Origin of the sequence: Desulforamulus aquiferis, assembly GCF_030577015.1 — a bacterium.
Lineage (GTDB): Bacteria > Bacillota > Desulfotomaculia > Desulfotomaculales > Desulfotomaculaceae > Desulfotomaculum > Desulfotomaculum aquiferis.
Genome location: NZ_JARPTC010000017.1, coordinates 36,316 through 53,012, shown reverse-complemented (window position 1 = coordinate 53,012; position 16,697 = coordinate 36,316). Strand labels below are relative to the sequence as shown.

16 protein-coding genes are annotated in these 16,697 nt (G+C 46.6%); 14 read left to right on the top strand and 2 right to left on the bottom strand.

Annotation, left to right across the window (positions count from 1 at the left end):
• The first annotated feature begins 14 nt into the window (after positions 1-14).
• A complete protein-coding gene (locus P6N53_RS11800) occupies positions 15-821 on the top strand; it encodes a polysaccharide deacetylase family protein (RefSeq protein WP_373323038.1) in 807 nt (268 codons plus the stop codon).
• Between the two features lie 161 nt (positions 822-982).
• Here P6N53_RS11800 and P6N53_RS11795 read toward each other — a convergent pair whose 3' ends face one another.
• The gene (locus P6N53_RS11795) at positions 983-1,777 is read right to left on the bottom strand and encodes a polysaccharide deacetylase family protein (RefSeq protein WP_304543381.1); all 795 of its coding nucleotides are present in this window, start codon (positions 1,775-1,777) and stop codon (positions 983-985) included.
• 181 nt (positions 1,778-1,958) lie between these two features.
• Here P6N53_RS11795 and whiA point away from each other — a divergent pair, with 181 nt between their 5' ends.
• From whiA to smpB, 13 genes are all read left to right on the top strand, one after another.
• Positions 1,959-2,918 (top strand): DNA-binding protein WhiA, encoded by a 960-nt coding sequence (whiA, locus tag P6N53_RS11790; RefSeq protein ID WP_304543379.1) that lies wholly within the window; start codon positions 1,959-1,961, stop codon positions 2,916-2,918.
• On the top strand, positions 2,908-3,912 hold the full coding sequence (locus P6N53_RS11785) for an MBL fold metallo-hydrolase (RefSeq protein ID WP_304543377.1): 1,005 nt from the start codon (positions 2,908-2,910) through the stop codon (positions 3,910-3,912). The genes whiA and P6N53_RS11785 overlap by 11 nt, the downstream gene beginning before the upstream one ends.
• Before the next feature lie 55 nt (positions 3,913-3,967).
• Positions 3,968-5,383 (top strand): RNA polymerase factor sigma-54, encoded by a 1,416-nt coding sequence (gene rpoN, locus P6N53_RS11780; protein WP_304543375.1) that lies wholly within the window; start codon positions 3,968-3,970, stop codon positions 5,381-5,383.
• A gap of 125 nt (positions 5,384-5,508) precedes the next feature.
• A complete protein-coding gene (gene gap, locus P6N53_RS11775) occupies positions 5,509-6,552 on the top strand; it encodes a type I glyceraldehyde-3-phosphate dehydrogenase (protein WP_304543373.1) in 1,044 nt (347 codons plus the stop codon).
• 3 nt (positions 6,553-6,555) lie between these two features.
• On the top strand, positions 6,556-7,737 hold the full coding sequence (locus P6N53_RS11770; protein WP_304543371.1) for a phosphoglycerate kinase: 1,182 nt from the start codon (positions 6,556-6,558) through the stop codon (positions 7,735-7,737).
• Between the two features lie 93 nt (positions 7,738-7,830).
• On the top strand, positions 7,831-8,589 hold the full coding sequence (gene tpiA / locus P6N53_RS11765) for a triose-phosphate isomerase (protein WP_304543369.1): 759 nt from the start codon (positions 7,831-7,833) through the stop codon (positions 8,587-8,589).
• A gap of 21 nt (positions 8,590-8,610) precedes the next feature.
• Positions 8,611-10,158: a 2,3-bisphosphoglycerate-independent phosphoglycerate mutase gene (gpmI, locus tag P6N53_RS11760; protein WP_304543367.1), complete on the top strand. Its 1,548-nt coding sequence runs from the start codon at positions 8,611-8,613 to the stop codon at positions 10,156-10,158.
• 60 nt (positions 10,159-10,218) lie between these two features.
• Positions 10,219-11,508, top strand: coding sequence for a phosphopyruvate hydratase (gene eno / locus P6N53_RS11755; protein WP_304543365.1), 1,290 nt, complete (start codon positions 10,219-10,221; stop codon positions 11,506-11,508).
• Positions 11,509-11,686: 178 nt separating this feature from the next.
• Positions 11,687-11,911 carry a preprotein translocase subunit SecG gene (gene secG / locus P6N53_RS11750; RefSeq protein WP_304543362.1) on the top strand — a complete coding sequence of 75 codons (225 nt, stop codon included), beginning with the start codon at positions 11,687-11,689 and terminating at the stop codon, positions 11,909-11,911.
• Positions 11,912-11,957: 46 nt separating this feature from the next.
• Complete coding sequence (locus P6N53_RS11745) at positions 11,958-14,054, top strand: sodium-translocating pyrophosphatase (RefSeq protein WP_304543360.1); 2,097 nt, start codon at positions 11,958-11,960, stop codon at positions 14,052-14,054.
• Positions 14,055-14,241: 187 nt separating this feature from the next.
• Positions 14,242-14,721, top strand: a complete 480-nt coding sequence (locus P6N53_RS11740; RefSeq protein ID WP_304543358.1) for a PaaI family thioesterase — start codon at positions 14,242-14,244, stop codon at positions 14,719-14,721.
• Positions 14,672-15,223 (top strand): HDIG domain-containing metalloprotein, encoded by a 552-nt coding sequence (locus P6N53_RS11735; protein WP_304543356.1) that lies wholly within the window; start codon positions 14,672-14,674, stop codon positions 15,221-15,223. The genes P6N53_RS11740 and P6N53_RS11735 overlap by 50 nt, the downstream gene beginning before the upstream one ends.
• Before the next feature lie 121 nt (positions 15,224-15,344).
• Entirely contained in the window at positions 15,345-15,833 is a 489-nt protein-coding gene (smpB, locus tag P6N53_RS11730; protein ID WP_304543354.1) for an SsrA-binding protein SmpB, read from the top strand.
• A 49-nt stretch (positions 15,834-15,882) separates the two neighbouring features.
• On the opposite strand, the gene P6N53_RS11725 is transcribed toward smpB, so the two are convergent.
• On the bottom strand, positions 15,883-16,527 hold the full coding sequence (locus tag P6N53_RS11725; protein ID WP_304543352.1) for a DNA-3-methyladenine glycosylase family protein: 645 nt from the start codon (positions 16,525-16,527) through the stop codon (positions 15,883-15,885).
• Between the last annotated feature and the right edge of the window lie 170 nt (positions 16,528-16,697).

The following is a 16,697-nucleotide window of genomic DNA, read 5'->3' as shown; positions in this document are numbered from 1 at the left end:
CCAAGAATAAGTTTTTGTTAGTTATTTTATTATTTACATTGATGGCAGCAGGGGCAGGTTTCTGGTACCAATATCAAAATAGGGCCATTCCTTCAGATGCTCACTATCCAAAACTACAGGGCATACCAATTTTGATGTATCATAAGGTTAATCCAGACCCCCGGACCGGTGGCTTGGGACTGAGGGTGCCACCAGATAAATTTGACTGGCAGATGAGGTATTTAAAGGAGAACGGTTATGAGGCCATTTCTTTGGCCGATGTTATGGATCATTTTGAAAAGGGTAAGCATCTGCCAGATAAGCCTGTTGTTATTACCTTTGATGACGGTTACAAGGATAATTATGACTTTGCCTACCCCATTATGAAAAAGTATGGATTTACCGGGACTATCTTCGTAGTGTCTAGATCCATTGGCAACACAAATTTCTATGATGTGGAGAAAAAGCTGCAGCCGGAGAATAAAATCATGGGCTGGAAGGAGATCCGGGAATTAGACCAGGCCGGTTTTGTCATCGGGGCCCACACCGTAGATCATCCTCACCTGGCTAAGGTTTCCATGGAAGCGGCCCGCTATCAAATTGAAGAATCAAAAAGAGCCCTGGAGCATGGCCTCCAAAAACCAGTGGATTTCTTCTGCTATCCCTACGGCAGCCATAACGATACAGTGGCAAACCTGGTCAAAGAAGCCGGCTACCGGGCAGCAGTCACCACCCAGCTTGGCCTGGCAAAGCTTGATGCAGACCCCTTCAAAACCCCCCGCATCCGGGTGACGGGACATTATAGTAAGGAAAAGTTTATTGAGGAGCTGCATAAGTATTAGGGGTTGTGGGGAATTGCTTTGAGGTCTTGCCTGGGTCATAGAAGCATTCTTTGAAGGTCCAGTAGGAACGAATGGTCCCTACGGACCTTTTGTTTTTATTTTGGACCCAAAAGAAATATACCTGTGGCCCAGGCAAGACCCATAAAGCCCCCCAAATCACCTCACTCCACCCAATTCTCCATCCTAAACTTCTCGATGGCTGGTATGGTTTTGCCTTCCTTTAATAATTGACTGATGGTGACAAATCTGTAGCCTTGACTTTGCAGTTCCTTCAATATAATGGGCAGGGCATCTATGGTTTGGGTGCGGTCTCCGCCATAGTCATGGAGGATGATTATCGAGCCGTTTCTGACATTGTCCACCACCCGGGAGACTATTTTTTCTACCCCTGGATTCGACCAATCTTTGGGGTCTTCGCTGGCTGTCCATAGTATTACTTGGTAGCCATTACTTAAAGCAGGCTCGATGGTGGCTTTGGTGCACTTTCCACCGGGGGGGCGGAAGTAATTGGTGTTTTGGCCGGTAAGATCAAATATTATCCTTTTTGTCATTGCCAGTTCCTTGACAAGGATATCCGGCTTTACCTGGGTTAAAGGATGATTATAGGTGTGGTTGGCTAGTTCGTGGCCTGCCTTGGCCATTCTTTTAATTATTTCCGGGTGGGTTTCGGCCCTTTTGCCCACCACAAAGAAGGTAGCCTTGACCCCTTGTTTTTCTAAAATATCTAATATTTGCGGGGTATAAGTACTGCTGGGACCGTCATCAAAGGTTAGAGACAGTACTTTATTATTTGTAGCTATTTGCTTGACAATATGGCCATTACGCAGCCAATCTTCCACCGGCGAGGCTTTTGCCGCCCTGGAGACTGAATAATATGTAGCTCCTATTACCAATCCTAAGATTAGTAATGTCAGCATTAATAGCCTGATTGTTCTTTTTCCTATTAGTACTACCAAAAGGACCCTCCTTTGAGGAAATGCTTTATTTAGTTTATACTGACTGAAAGTAATAATTTTGATATTAAGATATCAAAGAGGCGCTTGTAGATACCTCTTTTCCTTTTGTACTATATAAGACAATATATTATTTAGGTCTTGGTATTATGTGGTATAATATCAACGGAGTGGAGGGGTGACCATGTCCTTCTCGGCGATTACTAAGGATGAATTGGCTCGGGTGGTAGGCTCTAAGAATTGCTGCCGTCTGTCAGAATTGGCTGCCTTAATTAAGATGGACGGCAGTGTGCAAATAAGCGGATTAAAACAGACTTCCCTTAACATTGTTACTGAAAATGCCGCTGTGGCCAGGAAGATATTTAAACTTCTTAAGAATTTGTTTGGTCTTTCCACCGAGATATTGGTGAGACGTAAAATACGTTTGAGAAAAAATAATGTTTATTTGGTAAGGATACCGCCCCAGCCTGCGGTGGGGGACATACTAAATAAGATGGGTGTGGCTGAAGGCGGGTTTTCTGCTGCAGAATCGGGAATAAAACCTGAGTTGGTGCAAAGGGATTGCTGTGGCAGGGCATACCTAAGGGGAGCCTTTTTAGGTGGCGGTTCGGTGAATAATCCGGAGGGAACTTACCATCTGGAAATTATCACAGATAACCTTCCCCACGCCCAGGATATTGCAGGATTAATGCAAAGATTTGGTCTGCCTGCCAAGGTGAGCCCACGAAAAAATTGGCATGTGGTATATTTAAAGGGCAGTGAGCAGATTGTAGAATGTCTTAACCATATGGGGGCCCACTCTGCCCTACTGGATTTTGAAAATGTAAGAATATATAAAGATATGAGAAATCAGGTCAACCGCCTGGTCAACTGCGAAACGGCCAATTTAAATAAAACGGTCAATGCCGCAGTCAGACAATTGGATAATATTAAGTATCTGGCAGAAACCATAGGGCTCAGCAAGCTACCAAAATCCTTGAGGGAAGCAGCTGAGTTAAGGCTTCAGTATCCAGATGTCAGCCTGAAGGAATTGGGGGAGCTCTGGGACCCACCTGTCGGAAAATCTGGGGTAAACCATCGCATGAGAAAACTGGAACGTCTGGCGGAACAGGTTCGGTCAAGGAAGGGGAACAATGGATCTTAATAAAATAGATGCCGAACTAAGGGAGAAAACCAGCCGGGCTGCAGCAGATTCTTTTAGCAAGTGGCGGCATAGGGAGGAACCGGGTGAACCTGCACCTGGGGCAAAGATTACTTTTTTAGGTACGGGTGGCAATCCCGAGGCTATCTTTAGCCAGGTGCCGCGAACGGCGGGCTTTATCCTGGTCGTGGGTGGTATACGCCTATATGTGGATCCAGGTCCGGGAGCGGTGGTTCGGGCTGAAGAAGCCGGTATTGATCTGGGGGTCATTGATGGAATATTTATATCCCATGGGCATTTAGATCACTACTCCGGGGCAGAATCGGTCATTGAAGGCATGTGCTGGGGGATGTTCACAAGGAGGGGTCACCTAATGGCCCCGGAACAGGTGTTGGGGCAGGACAGACTGTTAAGTAGTTATCACCAGGGGCAGAATATGACCCCTGCCGGATATAAGGGCGGACCTAAAGTTATCCCACTGCAGGCCCACAGGGAAATAAAAATCAAAAATGCAGTACTTACACCAATTCCAGTGCACCATGCTGCTGAAAATTATGGATTTATATTACGGGCAGGAAATTTGCTAATTGGGTACACCAGCGATACCAATTACATAAGAAGTTATCGAACACCGGAGGGTGTTCAGGAGATGACTCCCCGGGGGCCTATCATGGATATGCTGGAAGTGGTTGACTATCGTCAGGATATTAAGGATATATTTAGCCAGGTGGACGTGCTTATAGCTAATGTAACAAGCCATAATGTTTATGCCCACAGGCATATTACCACCCTGGGATTACCTCATCTGTTAAAGGGGGGTAGGGTTAAGCTGTGCTTTATCACCCATTTTAACCATTGCTGTTTAAGACCTGAAGATTTGAGGCCCGCCATGGCCGGCTATGTTGAGGGTAAGAGTGCTGTACGTACCCTCTTTGCAGAAGATGGAGCAACCTATGATATTGAGGTTTTACTTTCGGAGGCAGGGCATAATTTTTAACAGAAGGAAGCGCAATTTTAAGTTAAAGCTTTCAACTAAGGGGAGTGAATGATCCTTGCGAATAGATTTTGGCCTTAATCTTGAACAGACTCAAAAGTTGATCATGACCCCTGAACTTCGTCAAGCCATCACAGTTTTACAGATGTCTTCCATTGAGCTTACTGAATATGTGGAGCAGCAGGTTTTAGAAAATCCTTTGCTGGAAACCAAGGAGTATGATGGAGAAAGGGCAGAGGAGAGTAACCAGGAGGAAATTCCCGAGCCCCAGGCTGAAAAAAAAGAATTTGATCTCGATTGGGTGGAATATTTTCAGGACAGTAGCGATCTGGGCATTTATCCAAACCGGGGTCAGCGGGAAGTTAGTGAGTATTCGGGTTTTGAGCATTTTGTCACCCATGCACCTTCCCTGGCAGAGCACCTTAGCTTCCAGTTAAGCCTTAGCCGAGCTGGGGAAAGGCTTAGAACTGAGATTCAATACCTGATTGGCAATATCGACGCCAGGGGCTACCTGAGCATTAGTTTAGAAGAGGTAGCTGAACAGCTGGGTGTTGAACTGGGTAGATTAGACGAAGCCTTAAAAATACTCCAGGGCTTTGACCCTCCGGGAGTTGGAGCAAGGGATTTACAGGAATGTCTAAATATTCAACTGGATTTGATGAAGGAAGATAATCCCATTATCAGAAGGCTAATTTTAGATTTTTTACAGGATTTGGCCGGAGGCAGGATTTCCAAGATAGCTGCGAAGTTAAATGTTACCCCCCATGATGTACAGGAAGCAGCCGACATTTTAAAAAAACTTGAACCAAAGCCGGGACGCAATTTTAGCCATGATGATGAGACAAGATATATTGTCCCGGATGTTGTGCTGGAGAAGGTAGAGGATCAATACATAATTTTGGTAAATGACGTGGCAATCCCGCGTTTGACTATAAATAATACTTACCGGGAAGTATTAACAAAAAACAGTTCTGCAGATCAGAATACTAGGCGCTTTGTGGAGGAAAAACTAAATTCAGCCGCCTGGCTAATACGCAGCATCGAGCAGCGTAGGCTTACCCTATATAAGGTAGCCAACTGTTTGGTGGAGCTGCAGAGGGATTTCCTTGATTTTGGGGTTAAACAGCTTAAGCCCCTAAACCTAAAGAAGGTAGCGGATATTGTGGGTGTCCATGAATCAACGGTCAGCAGGGCCACTTCAAATAAGTACATACAGACACCCCAGGGCGTTTTTGAGATGAAGTATTTCTTTTCCACAGGGTTGAGTGGAACCGGCGGGGATCAGGTTTCAGCCGAGAGCCTTAAGAAGCTGCTTCAGGAGATCATTCAGGATGAGGATCAGGCGAACCCCTTGAGTGATCAAAAAATAGCGGAGATATTTGGCCAAAGGGGGGTAAAGATATCTCGCCGTACTGTGACGAAGTATCGGGATGAATTAGGTATTCCTTCTACCAATAGAAGAAAAAGATATTAAAAAAGATCCTCTACAGGCAGGGATATGACTTACTATGTTGAAACTTTTTATTAAATGAGACATACAATTTAATAAAGACATCAAATTGTGACATACTAAAATTCCGCAAAGGAGTGGGTTATAAAATGACAGTAAAAGTTGGTATTAACGGTTTCGGGCGAATTGGAAGAAATGTTCTGCGCTGCGCCATCGAGAGGGGCGAATTTGAGGTGGCGTTGGTTAACCACAAATCCCGCAGACTTGATTTTAAGGCCATCAACGATCTAACCTATGCCCAAACCCTGGCTCACCTATTAAAGTATGACTCAGTGCATGGTATTTTAAATGCCGATATTTCCGCCACAGAGGATACCATTATTATTAATGGCAAGGAAATTAGGGTCTATGCTGAGGGAGATCCTACCAAGCTCCCCTGGAAGGAGCTGGGAGTTGACATTGTCATCGAATCTACCGGCAGATTTACCAAAGGTCCAGATGCAGCTAAGCATATAGAAGCAGGGGCAAAAAAGGTTATTATTTCCGCACCGGGTAAAGATGTGGACGCCACCATCGTCATGGGTGTTAATGATGATATTTACGACCCTGCTAACCACAATATCATTTCCAATGCCTCCTGCACCACCAACTGCTTAGCTCCCGTAGCTAAGGTAATTAACGATAAATTTGGCATTGTTAAAGGGCTTATGACCACCGTTCATTCCTATACCAATGACCAGCAAATATTAGATCTGCCCCATAAGGATTTGCGCCGGGCAAGGGCTGCCGGAATGTCCATTATTCCTACCACCACCGGTGCTGCTAAGGCCGTGGCCCTGGTGCTGCCTGAGTTAAACGGCAAACTTAATGGTTTTGCCATGCGGGTGCCTACTCCTAACGTGTCTGTTGTGGATCTGGTGGTTGAACTGGCTAAGCCCTCCAGTGCTGAGGAAATTAATGCTGCCCTCAAGGAGGCTGCAGACGGTCCCATGAAGAATATACTAGAATTTAATCCACTTCCGCTGGTCTCCAAAGACTTCAACGGAAATCCACATTCCTCCATCGTTGATGGACTGTCCACCATGGTAATTGATGGAAACATGGCCAAGGTTGTGGCCTGGTATGACAATGAGTGGGGTTACTCCAACCGTGTACTGGATCTGGCTTTGATGGCTGCTGAAAAGGGGCTGTAAATAATGCAAAAGAAATCCGTTAAGGACATTGATGTCAAAGGGAAACGGGTATTTGTCCGGGTTGACTTTAATGTTCCCTTGGATGGAGATAAAATTTCCGATGATACGAGGATTCAAAAGGCTCTACCAACTATAAAGTATTTAATGGAACAGGATGCCAGGGTAATCCTGGCATCCCACCTAGGTCGTCCCAAGGGGGAAGTGGTGGAAAAATACCGACTCACCCCGGTGGCTAAAAGGCTTTCTGAGCTTCTGGGCAAAGATGTCGTAATGGCCAGGGATTCCATAGGACCGGATACCAAGCAGCTTGTTGAGGCCATGGGGGCGGGGGATGTTTTGCTCCTGGAGAATGTTCGTTTCCACTCCGAGGAAACTAAGAACGATGAGAAATATGCCAGACAGCTGGCTGAATTGGCTGATGTATTTGTCAACGATGCCTTTGGGGCAGCCCACAGGGCCCATGCTTCCACAACTGGGGTGGCAGAGGTTTTACCCGGAGTTGCCGGATTCTTAATGGAGAAGGAACTGGAGATGCTGGGCAAGGTAGTTACCAGCCCGGATCATCCCTTTGTAGCCATAATTGGTGGAGCAAAGGTTTCGGATAAAATAGGTGTTATAGAAAACCTGCTGAGCAAGGTAGATGTTTTGATCATTGGCGGCGGTATGGCCAATACCTTTATTAGGGCCCAGGGCTTTAGTGTTGGCAAGTCTCTCCTGGAGCAGGACAAGGTGGAGCTGGCCAAGGATATTATTGACCGGGCCAGGGAACAAAAGGTTGAACTGCTGCTGCCCACTGATGCGGTGGTGGCCTTGGCCATGGAGCCAACGGCCAAGCAGAAGGTTGTTCCCGTTAATGAAATACCCGAGGATTGGATGGTTCTGGATATTGGGCCGGAATCAGCAGAGCAATTTGCGGCTGCTGTCCGCAAGGCTGCAACGGTTGTTTGGAACGGTCCCATGGGCGTCTTTGAAATGGAGCCCTATGCCAAGGGAACTGAGGCTGTGGCAAAGGCCCTTTCTGAATCTAATGCAGCCACCATTGTTGGTGGGGGAGATTCGGTAGCTGCTGTCAATAAAATTGGGGTTGCTGATAAAATCACGCATATTTCAACAGGGGGAGGGGCGTCCCTGGAATTCCTGGAGGGTAAAGAGCTCCCCGGTGTTGCTGCTCTACAGGATAAATAGTCTAAGGCCCGCATACTAGGTCGTAAAGTTGAGAGCTTACGGGCAGAGGTTAGAGTATATCTAACCTCTAACTTAATGATAGGGGGTAGTACCTTGAGGCAGTTGATTATAGCCGGAAACTGGAAAATGCATAAAACCATTACTGAAGCGGTAAGCTTTGCTCAGGAATTAAAAAGTAGTTTGGACAATGTCGGTACTGGTGTTGAGGTTGTGGTTTGTCCCCCATTCACTGCCCTTGCCCCCGTGGCAGAGGTGTTGAAGGGAAGCAGCATAGCCCTTGCTGCCCAAAATATGCACTGGGAAAAGCAGGGGGCCTATACCGGAGAAATTGCACCGGCCATGCTAAAAGAAATTGGTTGTAAGTATGTGGTTTTAGGCCATTCTGAGCGGCGCCAGTACTTTGGGGAGACCGATGAAAATGTTAACAAGAAGGTCATGTCTGCCCTAGAAAACCAGCTAATACCCATCCTTTGTGTGGGTGAAACCCTGGAACAGAGGGAGGCTGGGATTACTGAAAAAACAGTAGAAGCCCAGACTGTGGGTGCCCTGGCAGGATTAAGTCCCGAGCAGGTGTCCAACCTGGTTATTGCCTATGAGCCTGTGTGGGCCATTGGAACCGGAAGAACAGCCTCGGATGACGATGCCCAGCAAGTAAACAATTTTATCCGCCGAGTCATCGCCTCAAAATTTGGGTCTAATGCAGCAGAGGCTGTAAGGATACAGTACGGTGGCAGTGTAAAGCCCGGAAACGCCAAGGGGTTGATGTCTCAGCAGGACATAGACGGTGCCCTGGTTGGGGGAGCAAGCCTGAAGGTGGAGGACTTTGCAGGGATTATTAAAAATTCCCTTTAAGTTGATGGGAGGTTTGGTGAGTTGACCACTGAGCGAGGGCCCCTGGCCCTGATAGTATTGGATGGATGGGGTCTGAGTACAAATGAGGACGGAAATGCCATTGCCCAGGCAGATACACCCAATATCAAAAGGATAATGGCTGAGTACCCCTATACTTCCCTTAGATGTTCCGGTGAGGCAGTGGGCTTGCCCGAGGGACAAATGGGTAACTCGGAGGTGGGTCACCTAAACATCGGTGCCGGTAGAGTAGTCTATCAGGAATTGACCCGGATAACCAAGTCCATCAGGGACGGAGAATTCTACCAAAACAACGAATTGATTAAAGCCGTTCAACAGGCAAAGAAGAATAACACTTCCTTACATATAATGGGGCTCCTGTCCGACGGTGGAGTGCACAGCCACATAAGGCATTTGTTTGCGGTGCTGGAATTGGCAAAATTGCAGGGGCTTTCCAAGGTTTACTACCATGCCTTTCTTGATGGGAGGGATGTGCCACCATCCAGTGCAAAGCTCTATATGAATGCCCTACTGGCTAAAATGAAGGAGCTGGGTGTGGGGCAGGTGGCCACCGTTTCGGGACGTTATTATGCCATGGATCGGGATCGTCGCTGGGAAAGAACTGAGCTTGCCTACCGGGCCATGGTATACGCAGAGGGACTTAGGGCTAATTCCCCGGTGGAGGCAGTTGATGTGGGCTATGAGCGGGGAGAGACAGATGAATTTATCAAGCCAACCATTATAACCGATGAATGTAAGCAGCCCCTGGCAAAGGTTGGTCAGGGTGACAGCGTGATTTTTATTAATTTTAGGCCGGATAGGGCCAGGCAGATTACTAGGGCCTTTGTTGACGATGATTTTCCCTCCTTTGATCGGGGATCCGGTAGGCCTAAGGTGCATTTTGTGTGTATGACAATTTACGATAAAACCATTGAAGCTCCCGTTGCCTTTCCGCCAACCAAGCTGGTTAATACCCTTGGAGAATGGCTAAGCAAGCAGGGAATTAGGCAGCTTAGACTAGCAGAAACTGAGAAATATGCCCATGTTACCTTCTTCTTTAATGGCGGGGTGGAGGCCCCAAATCCAGGGGAAGAACGGCTGCTGATACCATCCCCCAATGTGGCCACCTATGATTTAAAACCGGAAATGTCCGCCTACGAGGTAACTGAGGCTTTCCTAGAACAGTTAATGGCAGACAGTTTTGATGTTTGTATAACAAACTTTGCCAATCCGGACATGGTTGGCCACACCGGAGACATGGAAGCCACTAAGATAGCCGTTGAAACAGTGGACAAGTGTATCGGTAAAATAGTTTCAGCCATGCAGAAGAAAAAGGGCATAGTACTAGTTACCGCCGACCACGGCAATGCTGAAAAAATGAGGGATGAGGACGGAGGCATCTTCACAGCCCACACCACAGACCCGGTCCCCTTCGTCCTAGTGGATGAGCGCTTCAGGCTGGCAAGTCTAAGGGAAGATGGTAGTCTGCAAGACATCTCCCCAACTATCCTAGAACTTCTAGGCCTACCCAAAGCCCCTGAAATGACGGGGAAGAGCTTGGTTGTGGGGTAGAGCCTGGAGCTTTGCAAAATGAATCACCTAATTAAATCAACTACAGGAGGAATGAAACAAGTGTCTACACTAATCAGCGATGTTTTCGCCAGGGAGATTCTTGATTCCCGGGGGAATCCCACCCTGGAAGTGGAAGTTTGGTTGGAAAGTGGTGATATGGGCCGGGCTGCAGTGCCTTCCGGGGCTTCCACCGGGGCCTATGAGGCTGTGGAACTGCGGGATGGTGATAAGGATCGTTATCTTGGCAAAGGTGTCTTAAAGGCTGTTGACAATGTAAATGAAATCATCGGGCCTGAATTAAACGGTTTGGATGTGACAGATCAAATTGGCATCGATGAACTGATGATTCAAATGGATGGAACCCCCAACAAGGGTAAACTGGGTGCTAATGCCATCCTGGGTGTCTCTCTGGCCGCAGCCAGGGCGGCGGCAAATTATTTTGGAATGCCACTTTATCAGTATATTGGTGGAGTTAACGCAAAGGAATTACCGGTGCCTATGATGAATATATTAAACGGTGGTGCCCATGCGGATAACAACGTGGATATACAGGAGTTTATGGTTCTACCTGTAGGAGCGGCAAACTTCACTGAGGGACTGCGTATGGGTGCCGAAATCTTCCATAATTTAAAATCTGTACTGAAGTCAAAGGGGCTTAACACCGCTGTAGGTGATGAGGGCGGCTTTGCCCCCAGCCTAAAGAGTAATGAAGAAGCCCTGTCAGTGATCATGGAAGCCATTGAAAAAGCAGGGTACAAGCCTGGCCAGGATGTATTCTTAGGCTTAGATGTGGCAGCTACAGAAATGTTTAAAGATGGAAAGTATGTATTGGAAGGAGAGGGTGTCACCTATACATCAGATGAAATGATAGCCTTCTATACCAGACTGGCGGATAAGTATCCCATTATATCTATCGAAGACGGGCTGTCCGAGGATGATTGGGAGGGCTGGGCCAAGCTAACCCAGGCCCTGGGCAGCAGAGTACAGCTGGTGGGTGATGATCTCTTTGTTACCAACACAGAGAGACTCTCCAGGGGAATTAAGGAAAGGGTGGCCAATTCAATTTTAATTAAGGTTAACCAGATTGGTACACTGACGGAAACCCTGGACGCCATTGAAATGGCCAAAAGGGCCGGCTATACAGCGGTAGTGTCACACCGCTCCGGTGAAACCGATGACACCACCATTGCAGACTTGGCTGTGGCTACCAATTCAGGTCAAATTAAAACCGGCGCACCTTCCAGGACAGACCGGGTAGCAAAATACAATCAACTACTGCGCATCGAAGAGGAATTGGCAGACCTCGCTCGCTATCGTGGTAAGGGAGTATTTTACAACTTACAGGGCTAGAAAAAGATTGTTAACTTTATCACAAATAACGCGAAATACGGAGCCGGGGCTTGTGCGAGCAAGCCCTGGGAAGCTATTTTTAGGTTTATACAGATTGTCACATATTTCACGTTATGCTATAATTACTTAGTATACAAGTCCTTATTTTTTACATATATTTTCTAAAGGAGGTGGAGCTGTGTTAAAAGGTTTAGTGACTGCCATCCATGTAATAATTGCACTAGGATTAATCGCTACGGTCTTGCTGCAGTCTGGCAAAAGTGCCGGTTTGTCCGGAGCAATTGCTGGTGGCGCCGAGACATTCTTTGGCAAAAAGAAAGGCTTAGATGAAAAACTTGGCAGACTCACGGCCTTTATCGCTATTGCCTTTGGTATTACTTCATTGGTATTAGTGGTATGGTAATTGGTCCTAATTAATTTTATGAGGGGACAAGGAGGTTAACTTTCAAGTGGAAAATATTATGCTTGCTTATTACGCTGCGGGTGCTGGTATTATAGCATTGGCCTTTGCGCTGTTTACCCTGGCCAGTGTACTTAAAGAAGATATGGGTACACCCAAAATGCGTGAAATCTCTGAAGCCGTACACGAAGGTGCTATGGCATTCTTAAACCGTCAGTACAAAACTCTTATTCCTTTTGCTCTAATTATTTTTGTTCTTCTCTGGGGCGCCCAGTTCTTTGTAGAAGTTAAAGAGGGAGACCACCTACCCGTAGGTATGCCTTCTGCTATCTCCTTTGCTGTTGGTGCTATTTTATCCGCAGTGGCCGGTTACATCGGCATGACCTCCACCACCAAGGCTAACGCCCGTACCACTGAAGCTGCTCGCAGCCATGGTCTGGCTAAAGCTCTTAACGTATCCTTCCGTGCTGGTGCTGTTATGGGTCTGTCCGTTGCTGGTCTTGGTCTGTTAGGCGTTTCTGGTCTTTATATTATCTTTGAAAGCCCACTTATCATTAACTCCTTCGCATTCGGTGCTTCTGCTATCGCGTTCTTCGCCCGTATCGGCGGCGGTATCTTCACCAAAGCTGCTGACGTAGGTGCTGACCTGGTAGGTAAAGTTGAAGCTGGTATTCCTGAAGATGACCCACGTAACCCCGCCGTTATTGCTGACAACGTTGGTGACAACGTTGGTGATACCGCTGGTATGGGTGCTGACTTATTCGAATCCTATGCTGCTACCACCATTGCTGCTATGCTGATTGGTAACACTCTGTTTGGTTTCACCGGTGTTATCTTCCCACTGCTGGTAGGTGCTGTTGGTATTATCGCTTCCATTCTCGGTACATTCTTTGTACGTACCACTGAAGATGGTAACCCCCAGGCTGCCCTGAACGTAGGTCTGTGGACCACCAACTTCTTAACTGCCGTTGGCGTTTACTTCATAGCTAACTCCATATTCGGCGAGTTAGGTATTGGCTTTGGCGTATTCATGGCTGTATTAGCTGGTCTGCTGGTTAACGTTGCAATCGGTTATTTGACCGAGGTTTATACCGGTACTGGCAAAGCTGCAGTTAACCGTATTGCTGACGCTTCCAAGTCCGGTCCTGCTACTAACGTAATTCATGGTCTGGCTGTTGGTATGGAGTCCACTCTGCTCCCCATGCTGACCTTTGCTGGCGCTATCTGGTTCTCCTTCTGGGCAGTAGGCAGCGCAGCTCCTCCGGAGCATGCCGGTCTGTGGGCCATCTACGGTATCGCTATGGCTGCTATGGGTATGTTATCCACCGCTGGTATGGTTGTTGCTATGGACTCCTTCGGTCCTGTTGCTGACAACGCTGGTGGTATCGCTGAAATGGCTGAACTTCCTCCCGAAGTTCGTGAGAAAACCGATAAGCTTGATGCAGTTGGTAACACCACCGCTGCTATCGCTAAGGGCTTTGCTATCGGCTCCGCTGCTCTAACCGCTCTGGCTCTGTTCAGCGCTTATGTAGACGGCGTTAAGCACAAGTTCCATGATGTTCTTCCTAACGGTGAATTTATCGTTAACCTGACCGAGCCTATGGTTCTGGTTGGCGTATTCATCGGTGGTGCAATTCCCTTCCTGGTTGGTGCACAAACCATGCGTGCCGTTGGTGAAGCTGCCTTCGGTATGGTTGAAGAAGTTCGTCGTCAGTTCCGTGAAATCCCTGGCCTGCTGGAAGGCAAGCCTGGTGTTAAGGCTGACTACGCTCGTTGTGTAGACATCGCTACCCGCTCTGCTATCGCTAAGATGATTGCACCTGGTATCGTTGCTGTTACCTCTCCAGTTCTGGTTGGTTTCCTTCTCGGTGCTAAGGCTCTGGCTGGTTTCTTAACCGGCTTAACTGTAACAGGTGTTCTTCTAGCTCTGTTCCTGTCCAACGCAGGCGGTGCTTGGGATAACGCTAAGAAGTGGATTGAAAAAGGCAACATCGGTGGTAAAGGTTCCGACGCTCACAAAGCGGCTGTTGTTGGTGACACTGTAGGTGACCCCTGCAAAGACACCTCCGGTCCTGCTATGAACCCACTGATCAAGGTTGCTGGTACCATCTCCCTGATCCTTGGTCCCCTTCTTACCAAACTGTAAGATTAATCATCCAAGTAAGCCGGGCCTAACCCCCCGGCTTACTTTTTTTCTCCCAAGGGGACGGTTCCGATGACAGTCTCGGTATGTCAAGGGGACGGTTCCGATGACAGTCTCAGAGTCACCTTCCTTGCAAGGACTCCAAAAGTTTAGTAAAATATTACAATAAATACTTCTGGGGGTGTATTGATTGCAAAATTATAAAGACTTGTATGGTGAGCAGTGGCAAGAGGTTAACAAGTGTTTTGCTTGCGGTCGGAATAACCCCATTGGGTTAAAGCTTAGTATCAAGCATAAGGATGATATCTGCTACACCACTTTTACCCCAAGGGTTGATCATTCCGGCTGGCTAAATGTAATGCATGGAGGACTCCTTTCTACAATCATGGACGAAGTAATGGCCCACTGGCTATGGGGCAGGGGCACTCCGGCTATGACAGTTGAAATGACAGCCCGATATTTGAAGCCTGTGCCAATTGGTGAGCCCATAGTAGTCACCGCCCGGCAGCAGTTGGATAGGGGTAGGATGGCAACCATGGAAGCTGAGGTTACATTGGCTGATGGAACTCAGGTGGCCAAAGCAGTAGCAAAATTTATTAAGACTGAGAGGGGTTTGCAAATTGAACCGGGAAGTAGCGCTACAGACACTAAAGAGCCACCTGAAGAATAAAAATTTAGTAAATCACTGTGTGGCCGCAGAAGTGGTAATGAGACGTTTAGCTAAACACTTTGGCGAGGATGAGGAAAAATGGGGTCTGGCAGGCTTATTACATGATATTGATTATGATCAGACCAAGGACGATCCCGATCGGCACAGCATAATGGGTGCAAAAATGCTGGAGGAAATTGGTCTGCCGGAGGATGTTGTATATGCCGTTAAGGTCCATAATGAGCGTCACGGATTAAGCCGGGATAGTCTTATGGATAAGGCTCTCTATGCCACTGACCCCACCACGGGTTTAATTGTAGCCGGTGCCCTCATAAAACCAGAGAAGAAACTGGCAGCAATAGATGTTCCATTCCTAGTCAACAGGATGAACGAGAAGTCCTTTGCCAGGGGGGCAAATCGGGAACAAATTCGCAGCTGCTCCGATTTGGGTCTTACCTTGGAAGAGTTTTTAGGATTAAGCCTTGAAGCAATGCAGGACGCATCTGGAGAACTTGGACTGTAAAATATTGCCTTGACATAAATATTAGGAATGTTATAATAGACCTACTTATTAAGAAAGATAATATGTTTTTAAAAAGCCCAATCTCCTAAGAGAGGGCTTTATCTGTCCAGAGGTGTATATAATGACTGCAAAACCTACCCCTTCTACGAAGGTATATAAAACAATATCGGAAAACCGACGTGCCAGACACGAGTATCATATCCTGGAAACCTATGAGGCTGGTATCTCCTTGAGTGGTACCGAGGTAAAGTCTCTGCGAGCCGGTAAATCCAACCTGCAGGATAGTTATGCCCGGGTTGATAACGGGGAAATGATGCTGCATAATATGCACATTAGCCCCTATGAGCAGGGTAACAGATTTAACCACGAGCCTAAGCGAACAAGAAGGCTATTAATGCATAAGCAAGAGATTATGAGGCTCTATGGTAAGGTCAGGGAAAAGGGACTTGCTTTAATTCCGCTAAAGGTTTACTTTAACCCCAGGGGTAAGGTAAAGGTAGAGATTGCCCTTGCCCAGGGTAAGAAATCCTTTGACAAACGTCAAGACATAGCCGCAAGAGATGCCAAACGGGATATGGATCGTGCCATGAGGGAGAGGCAGAAGGTATAAACTATTAAATCTGTGCTTCTGCGTATTTCTTCAAATATTCAATTTTTATCTATGCCAGAGGCTTTTCTTTGGTTACATACCCTTTATTTATTGCCTCCCATAAATAAAGGGAAGCAGTACTTCGATAAGGCCGCCACCTATCACCAAAGGTTTTCATGGCAGCTTTGCCGGGTGACTGCTCAAGGTCGTAAAGCCACTTAATGGCCCTTTGTAAGCCAAGATCATCCACTGCAAATACATCTGGTCTTCCCAGTGAGAATATAAGGAACATCTGGGCAGTCCACCTGCCAATGCCCTTAACACTAGTTAAGACCTCAATAATTTGCTGATCATCAAGGGACTGAATTTCCATGAAGTCTATTTCCTTACTTAAAACCTTACCGGATAAATCCTTGATATAGATAATTTTTGATTTTGAAAGGCCCACACTTCTCAGAACGTCATCATCCATTGAAATTAATACTTCAGGTTTTATTTCTTCACAAACTTTGTAAAGTCTGTCCCAGATAGTCTCGGCCACCTTAACTGAAAGCTGTTGACCTATAATTGCCCGCACTAACGAAGCAAAGAAGTCTGTTCGTAAAGGAAGATTAAAGCTTCCTATTAGTTTAATTAAAGAACCGAGCCCTTGATCAGACGTTGACAGTGCTAATATTGCAGGATTAGAGTTATTAAAATTCAATGTGTCTTTCATAGTTCACCATTCCTTCTGAAATAAAGATCCTTAAGGTGTGTATCTTTTGCATTATTACCAAAAAACCTTTTAATAGATTCATTATTTAGATATAAAAACTGTTAAGATTATTAGTTGGGTAAAAAATAGTATAATTAAGAATGAAAAAATGATTGTCTCACTTGATATTA

Excerpts from the sequence above, each read along its gene's own strand:
- smpB (WP_304543354.1), top strand. The coding sequence starts at position 15,345 with ATGACTGCAAAACCTACCCCTTCTACGAAGGTATATAAAACAATATCG.
- P6N53_RS11785 (WP_304543377.1), top strand. The coding sequence starts at position 2,908 with ATGGATCTTAATAAAATAGATGCCGAACTAAGGGAGAAAACCAGCCGG.
- whiA (WP_304543379.1), top strand. The coding sequence starts at position 1,959 with ATGTCCTTCTCGGCGATTACTAAGGATGAATTGGCTCGGGTGGTAGGC.
- gap (WP_304543373.1), top strand. The coding sequence starts at position 5,509 with ATGACAGTAAAAGTTGGTATTAACGGTTTCGGGCGAATTGGAAGAAAT.
- P6N53_RS11725 (WP_304543352.1), bottom strand. The coding sequence starts at position 16,527 with ATGAAAGACACATTGAATTTTAATAACTCTAATCCTGCAATATTAGCA.
- P6N53_RS11770 (WP_304543371.1), top strand. The coding sequence starts at position 6,556 with ATGCAAAAGAAATCCGTTAAGGACATTGATGTCAAAGGGAAACGGGTA.